The following is a 4,247-nucleotide window of genomic DNA, read 5'->3' on the forward strand; positions in this document are numbered from 1 at the left end:
AAAGTTTAAAACTTTCAGGGCTTTTTTGTTTGTTAAGCCGGTATCTGAGCAGCTATTTGTTCTCGTGACCAAACACGATGAGCCATAATCAAGTTTTTGAACTTTTCAGCAATCGGCTGGAATTCATCTCCAACTAGAGTGCCTTCATCGGGAACTAAACCTAGTGGTTCAAGTAAATCAGATTTATTACCTAAAAACGCAATTGGTTTTAAATGCTTGTAAGCCTCTAATAGATAATGGCGAGTTACCCCGTCTTGCATGACAGCGTTTAAGTTATCACCATCAGGAATAATCACTGCATCATACGCAATTGACGGTTCAGCCATTTGCATACCATCAGCCGTAATAATATTGTCTTGATGATCTTTTACAGGAGCTAAGCTTGGCGCTAATAAATGAAGAGTCACCCCTTCTTTAATTGCCCAGTTTTTCATAGCTTCTAATGCATCAGATTTCACTAAATTATGAATAAGTACTGCAACTTTTCGACCTTGAATATCTTGGGGTGGGAAAGCTAAGAAAGATAATTTAGCCGATTTTTCAACTGCGGTTTTTTTATAATCTAGCGTTAAATCAGGCACTTCAATTCCTAAATTAGCGCCTACTTGTCGTGCTAAGTCGAGATCAATATTTGCCAAAATTTGTTGAACTTGGCGCTCACGGATGTGTTTTCGTTGCACTTTACTTAATTCAAAAGTATAGGCATCGACCACATGCTTTTGCTCATGAGGGGCAAGGCTCTTGTAGTAAAGGCGCGGTTGTGAAAAATGATCAGAAAAAGTCTCGCTTCTTTGACGAAGTTTATGTCCGCTAATCTGTTCAGGATAGCTTTCAAAACCGCCGTTTGAAGCAGCAGGTGGGGTTTCGGCTGGCCAATCATTATCAATTGAGTTTGGTTGATATGAAGCCTGCCCTTTATGAATCGTATGCTGGTGAATACCATCACGTTGATTATTATGGAATGGACACACAGGTTTATTGATCGGAATTTGATGGAAGTTTGGTCCACCTAAACGGCTTAACTGGGTATCGGTGTATGAAAATAGACGTGCTTGTAGAAGCGGGTCATTTGTAAAATCAATTCCCGGCACAATATGTCCTGGACAGAAAGCCACCTGCTCTGTTTCTGCAAAGAAATTATCTACATTTCTGTTCAAAACAAATCGGCCGATTGGTGTCACTGGAACCAACTCTTCAGGAATAATTTTTGTCGGGTCCAATAAGTCGAAGTCAAAGTTCATCTCGTCTTCTTCTTCAACAATTTGTACACCGAGCTCCCATTCAGGATAAACCCCATTCTCAATCGCTTCATAAAGATCACGACGGTGGAAATCCGGGTCTTTACCTGCAAGCTTTTGAGCTTCATCCCATACTAGCGCACTTAAACCTTGTTTAGGGGTCCAATGGAATTTCACAAAATGTGATTTTCCTTCGGCATTAATAAGACGGAATGTATGAACCCCAAACCCTTGGATTGAGCGTAAATTACGTGGAATTGCACGGTCTGACATAGCCCAAATCACCGCGTGTGCTGACTCAGGTACTAAAGACACAAAATCCCAGAAAGTATCATGTGCAGTTGCTCCTGTTGGTATTTCTGTATCTGGTTCAGGTTTTACTGCATGAACAAAGTCTGGAAACTTAATCCCATCTTGCACAAAAAACACAGGCGCATTGTTGCCGACTAAATCAAAATTACCCTCTTGGGTATAAAATTTAATGGCAAAACCACGAATATCACGGACCGTATCAGCAGAGCCACGTGGTCCCTGCACTGTTGAGAAGCGTACAAAAATTGGAGTTTGAATGGTTGGGTCAGTCAAAAAACCAGCTTTTGTTAAACGCTCATTTCCTTCATAAGCCTGAAAGTAACCATGAGCGCCCACGCCACGTGCATGCACAATACGCTCAGGAATACGTTCATGGTCAAAATGAGTAATCTTTTCTCGTAAAATAAAATCTTCTAATAGTGTCGAACCGCGAATACCTGCTCTTAAACTATTCTGGTTATCAGCAATTTTAACCCCTTGATTTGTGGTTAATGCTTCATTGGTTGCATCGTCTCTGACTGAGTCTAATTGTTCAGTTTTTTGGGTAGTATTGGCTTTATTTGCAGCATCAGCACCAGCCATTTCACTTGTTTTATTTGTTGATTTAACATTATCAGTCATGTTCATTACCTATGTTTTAAAGTTAAACGTGGGGTGAATTAAAAACTTCAAGAGTTAGTTTTGTTAAAGGAACTTAAATATGGAAAAAGGAGCTCGACATATTTACGTGTGCTCCAAAGCCCAATGCTTTTATGGTGTGAATCTGGAGCCAAAAACGGAGTCAGCTTGCATATTTTTATGGCAAGATCAGGTGTCTGACGTATACGCTCTTGGAGCGCATCAAGTTCGCCATCAGAAATATAGCTAAACAGATAATCTTGGATACGCTGGCTATTCTTTAGTTCTCTGCTGTAGGCCAAGTAGTTAGAAGAATGATCACTACCTGCAATCCAGTCATGAATAATTTGTCGTTCTACAGGGTTAAATACCCCAAACATTTTTCCATTTTCTTCATTAATCATTCGCCAGAATACGCTCTGTTCAGGGTCGGTATTCAATTTAATCCACTTGTGATTAATGAGATGTGTAACTAAGCCTTTAACGTCTTCTGGATTTGATAACCATTGGTTAATGGTTTTGCATCCAAACTGTCTGGTTTCGTTATGTATTAGCTGACCCACGAGCGCTTTTCTTTTTAAAATTTTAAGGACTAAATCTTCAAGATTTAAATTTTTAATAATTTTTGAAGAAGAAACGCCATGGTTATTAAGAGCAAAACCACGTTTTAATTTATTAAAGAAAGCTTCTTTATCTCTGTATTTATCGTAAATATTTTCTATAACTTTAATTGCTTTATCTGCATGTCCATTATCAATATTGTCGATAGTAATGTGTAAATTAAAATATTTTGAATCAATACCAAGTTCTGCAAGCTCATAATTACTAATGAGGAGATGCAGTGGCAGTTGCTCATAACCTAAATTGAAGCCGACAATTTCGGGAATAAACTCAGGTGGAGCATAACCAAGCGCCAGCTGAATCACGGCATTATGATAGTATTCATCCTCTAAAAGCAGATCAAAGCTATCGAGTCCTAGACTACGCAGCAAGTCCTCATAGATACAGACGTGATTTGCTTTAGGCTCACCAAGTCCAAGCTCTTCTAGATAGGTAATAATAAGGTCATGAAAAACCGGATCGTTCCAGTAGTGAACTGAACTATATAACCATGCACCATCTACCTTTTTAGTTGGAGAGACCTTAATTAAAAATTCAAATGCCTGACCGACATTCTGGAAGTATTCTCTCTCACCCCCACTTTGTCTACGGTTTAGATAAGCCTGAAATAACTCACAATTTTGTTTATTGTCGTTTTCACACCATTCTTTAACTGTATTTATAGTTGCAGGAAAATCAATTTCCTTTTGATCTATTTTATCTATTTCTTCATTAAGAAAATCTCTTGCTTTCTTCTCTTTTTCAAAACTAGAAATATCAGGATCAAGGAAAAAAACAAATAATTCGTAATAGTTCTGTTGATTATCTTGTAATAGGTCTAATAATCTTTTTTTCACTACAACAGGCATTTCTATTCTCCTTTAGTGAGATATAAATTACCATACTTTAACCAAACTATAATCCCAGCCTATCTTTGTTATATTACGTTATTAAGAAATCTCATATATTTTTAAATCATTAAAATTCAATAACATAAAAAATAACACAAACTTACATTCTCAACTTTAGAATAATTTAACTATCTGTTTTTATAAAAAATATATAAATAACAAACTAAATTTACATTTGAGTTACTTTTAAAATTATAAAGGCTAAAAACTTAACAAAAAGAAATTAAAAATAATTTTATAAATAAATTAAAACAGTTTTAGGGAGAAAACAAATGTTTAACTCATGTTGCAAATTACTAGCACAGGAAAAAATTAAAATCGGGCGAATTCAAACATGAGGTGCGACAGTTTCAAAAGCCATATGATAATCAACAAGCTGAGCAAATTTCTCTAATGGTGTAAGCCAATCTAACGCCTTTCTAGGACGAGTATTCAGTGACATGGCAACTTGATTTAAATAATGCTGATCTGCCTGATTTAAATCAATCCCTTTAGGTAAATATTGCCTAATTAAACCATTCATATTTTCGCATGTGCCTTTTTGCCAAGGTGAATGTGGGTCACAGAA

Annotated in this window: 3 protein-coding genes; all 3 read right to left on the bottom strand. The window is 36.7% G+C overall.

Going from position 1 to position 4,247, the window contains the following annotated elements:
- Positions 1-32 precede the first annotated feature (32 nt).
- Positions 33-2,177, bottom strand: a complete 2,145-nt coding sequence (gene katE, locus HMPREF0013_RS08740; RefSeq protein WP_080549271.1) for a catalase HPII — start codon at positions 2,175-2,177, stop codon at positions 33-35.
- Positions 2,178-2,218: 41 nt separating this feature from the next.
- On the bottom strand, positions 2,219-3,637 hold the full coding sequence (locus tag HMPREF0013_RS08745) for an iron-containing redox enzyme family protein (protein WP_002114437.1): 1,419 nt from the start codon (positions 3,635-3,637) through the stop codon (positions 2,219-2,221).
- 370 nt (positions 3,638-4,007) lie between these two features.
- The coding region (locus HMPREF0013_RS08750) for an IS30 family transposase (RefSeq protein WP_005802468.1) at positions 4,008-4,247 on the bottom strand (240 nt) is incomplete at its 5' end.

The sequence above is a fragment of the Acinetobacter sp. SH024 genome (genome assembly GCF_000163635.1).
In the GTDB taxonomy this organism is placed as follows: Bacteria; Pseudomonadota; Gammaproteobacteria; order Pseudomonadales; family Moraxellaceae; genus Acinetobacter; species Acinetobacter pittii.

Excerpts from the sequence above, each read along its gene's own strand:
- katE (WP_080549271.1), bottom strand. The coding sequence starts at position 2,177 with ATGAACATGACTGATAATGTTAAATCAACAAATAAAACAAGTGAAATG.
- HMPREF0013_RS08745 (WP_002114437.1), bottom strand. The coding sequence starts at position 3,637 with ATGCCTGTTGTAGTGAAAAAAAGATTATTAGACCTATTACAAGATAAT.